At 46.9% G+C, this 1,148-nt stretch carries 1 protein-coding gene; it reads right to left on the reverse strand.

The genetic code is table 11. From position 1 onward, the window contains the following. Nucleotides 1-266: 266 nt before the first annotated feature. On the reverse strand, nucleotides 267-929 hold the full coding sequence (locus NW853_RS08140; protein ID WP_414336167.1) for a DUF3386 domain-containing protein: 663 nt from the start codon (nucleotides 927-929) through the stop codon (nucleotides 267-269). Between the last annotated feature and the right edge of the window lie 219 nt (nucleotides 930-1,148).

Consider the following 1,148-nt stretch of genomic DNA (forward strand, 5'->3'; position numbering starts at 1 on the left):
GCAAGCTCTAGCACTGTTTCTCCTCGACGGAACTCGGCAAACTTGAAGAGCCGTTCGGTGGCGCCAAAGCCCCCCGGTCGAAGTGCCTTTTTACCTGCCGCAGCCAGTACTTGGTGTCCAGGTACATTTTTTAAGTCCAGCTTAGTCATAGATAACTCTAAAAAAGATACCCTGTGGCCATCTGTTTTGAGCTTGGCTGTGAGCACCTCATCACCTTCTATTATAAGAGATGCTCACAGCCGCAAAGAGAAAACTTATTTTCCCAGCTATTCGAAAAATCGAATATTTGAGAAGAGGAAAAGCTGAGGCGATGCACTTTTTTTGCCATCCTGCTCTTCCCAAATTCTTCTCTCAACTAGAATCCAATACCGACCTATTTTTTGATAACGATCTTCATAGATCATCTTTGCTTGAGTTTTTTCTTCGGTTCCTGGGCTACAATACTCAGCAGTGTAGTGAGTGGGTAGGTAGCCCTCACCTGTATCGTAAAACTCTTGAACTGAGACTGTAATTGTCCGATTGGCAAGATGGCGATGCACCCTTTGAATGTGCTTGCCCTGAACCCAGTACCTATCGGTAGAAGATAAGCCCGAAACAAGAACTTCAGTGATGTCTGAATTTTGTGGCTCTCCATAGACAAAGGTGTGGCCACCGTGTTCTTCGTCGAAGGAATGACGAACGCGATGCACCATGATTTCCCACATCTGTTCCCTTATTTTCTGGCGGATCTCCTCGTCCTCGACGCCGGCAACATCAATCTTCATGTTGCAGTCAATACTCACAACTCCTGAGAAGGAGAGGCTGCTGTCACCTTCTTTGGGAAAGTAGGCTATCTCAGCTCGGTAGCCAGGAAAGTCCTCATCCCAGGTGTAGCGATTCTCAAAGGCCTCTCTAAACAGCTCTTGGGCCGGAGCTTGCTGTGCTGCCATAATCTCCTCCTTAATGAGAAATTTTATTATTTAAATCCTAGTAGAGGCTGATGACTGGGCTTGGGATTTTAAGGTTTCCTTTAACTGTCCACCCACTCAGCAAAATCCCATCTCTTTTTCTCGGAGCTCTTGGCGGTTGCCAACGGGTAGGGGGGCGGAACACCAATCCTTCCCTTTGCCTGAGAGGGCCCTTGAAGTTAATGAAAATTATTAGCAAGG

Origin of the sequence: Synechococcus sp. H55.11, from assembly GCF_047462475.1 — a bacterium.
GTDB lineage: Bacteria > Cyanobacteriota > Cyanobacteriia > Thermostichales > Thermostichaceae > Thermostichus.